Source organism: Sporomusa sp. (assembly GCF_035561255.1).
GTDB lineage: Bacteria > Bacillota > Negativicutes > Sporomusales > Sporomusaceae > Sporomusa.
This window is the reverse complement of record NZ_DATMXX010000006.1, coordinates 1-2,281: the sequence shown is the minus strand read 5'-3', so window position 1 is coordinate 2,281 and position 2,281 is coordinate 1. Positions and strand designations below refer to the sequence as shown.

The 2,281-nt window shown below is 43.6% G+C and carries 1 protein-coding gene; it reads left to right on the top strand.

The annotated features are described in order from the left end of the window. Positions 1-22 precede the first annotated feature (22 nt). Positions 23-2,215 (top strand): penicillin-binding protein 1A, encoded by a 2,193-nt coding sequence (locus VN379_RS00335; protein ID WP_325529659.1) that lies wholly within the window; start codon positions 23-25, stop codon positions 2,213-2,215. Positions 2,216-2,281 lie beyond the last annotated feature (66 nt).

The window sequence follows — 2,281 nt, the reverse complement described above, 5'->3', positions numbered from 1 at the left end:
GAATTTATAAGGGGAGAAAGCCATGCAAGATAAAGACAAAGAAAACAACCGGCGCAAACCCAAGAAAAATACTCGAACAATTACAGTGATTGCTGTTGTTGTCTTCCTGGTTATGCTGACAGGCGCCGGGCTGGGTTTTTTAACAGCCAGTATTCATACAATGCCTAGCTTGAAAGGTGAAATACGTCCGGCTGTTTCATCTCAGATTTTTGACGCCAATGGCAAACTGATAACAACTATTCATTCAGTGGAAAATCGTTTACCAGTGTCAATAAATAAGATTCCTAAAGATTTACAAAACGCATTTATTGCTGCTGAAGATACCCGCTTTTATCAGCATAGCGGCGTCGACCCACGTGGTATATTACGAGCTGTTTGGTCTAATATGACAGACAGAGGTATATCTGAGGGCGGCAGTACTATTACTCAACAGTTAGCCAGAAATGCTCTGCTTTCACAAGAACAGACGATTAAACGCAAAGTACAGGAAGCATTTCTATCTTTGCAGATTGAACGTCAGTATAGTAAAAATGAAATTTTAGAAATGTATATGAACCAGATTTATTTCGGCCAGGGGGCCTATGGTGTACAAACAGCAGCCCAGATATATTTCGGAAAAAATGTTGAGGATTTGAATCTGGCTGAATGTGCAATGATTGCAGGTATACCAAAAAGCCCTAATTATTATTCTCCTTCCAGCAATCTAAAGGCAGCCAAAGAACGTCAATCTATTGTACTTGACCAAATGGTTAAATATGGTTATATTGATTCAACAACAGCCGCTAAAGCGCGGAATACGGAGATTAAACTGGCTACCCGCCCAATAACCAACACAACAACGGCTTCCTACTTTACTGATTATATTATGCAACTGCTTATAGAAAAATATGGGGCGGATGCAGTATATAAAGATGGCCTTAAAGTATATACCACTCTTGATCTTGAAATGCAAGCTGCTGCTGAGCATGCAATGAATCAGCTTCCGACTACCCGCACCGAAAACGGCATCAAGCAGCCCCAAGGTGCATTAGTAGCGATTGATCCGCATACTGGTCATATTAAAGCGATGGTTGGCGGACGTGGTAATGACCAGTTTAACCGGGCCGTTTTAGCTGAACGGCAGCCTGGTTCTGCTTTTAAACCATTTGTCTATTTAGCAGCTATTGAAAGCGGTCTTACCCCAGCCAGTATTATTGACGACAGCCCGATTAGTTTCGGCAGTTGGTCGCCAATGAACTATGATCAAAAATTTCGCGGCCCTGTTACCATGCGTACTGCCCTTGAGCAGTCGTTAAATGTTGTAGCCGTCAAGCTGGCCCAACAAGTCGGTATTGATAAAGCATTATACTATGCTCAACAAATGGGGATTTCTACGCTTGTGCTTAAAGGCGACACAAATGATCGCAACCTGTCTATGTCGTTAGGTGGTCTTACCCGCGGTGTCACTCCCCTGGAAATTGCCAGCGCCTATGGAGTATTAGCAAACAGCGGTATCCGCGTTGAGCCTACATCCATTATTAAAATTGTTGATCGCAATGGTAAGGTGATAGAACAAACTACACCTAAAGAGAAGGTTGTTGTTAATGAGCGTAGCGCCTATCTCCTTACTGATATGATGCGAGGAGTTATTAACAATGGCACAGGCACAGGTGCTTACTTTGGACGCCCTGCCGCTGGTAAAACCGGTACCACAAGTGACTATAAAGACGCTTGGTTTGTCGGTTTTACACCAGACTTGGTTGCAGCTGTATGGATGGGTTACGATAGCCCCGGATATTTGGGCGGCGTAACCGGTGGTACCATTCCGGCCACTATCTGGAGGAGCTTTATGAGTGATGTAGCCGCTAAATATGTGGCCCGTGATTTTGTAAGACCCTCAGGCATCGTAGCTGCCCGTGTATCTACCAAAGATGGCTTATTGCTTAATGATCCCACCAATCAGGATGGCCGCAATGAAATCTTTGTTGAAGGAACTCAGCCTAACAAGCTTTCGACTGCAGCAGCAACGGCAACAAAAGATGGTAAAGACGGTAAATTGGGTAAAGATAAGGACGGTAAAGATATTAAACTGGATGAAACTGGTGCCACAGATGAGACTCTGGATACAGATGAGAAAACCCCCCCACCACCACCGGTAAAAACTGATAAAAATCCGGTGACCCCATTGGCGCCACCGCCACCACCTAAACCTAATGATCCGATAAAAAAGAATTAGATAACAAAAAAACACGCGTAAAATTACGCGTGTTTTTTTCTATTGGAGCATATACATTAGTATAGG

Excerpts from the sequence above, each read along its gene's own strand:
- VN379_RS00335 (WP_325529659.1), top strand. The coding sequence starts at position 23 with ATGCAAGATAAAGACAAAGAAAACAACCGGCGCAAACCCAAGAAAAAT.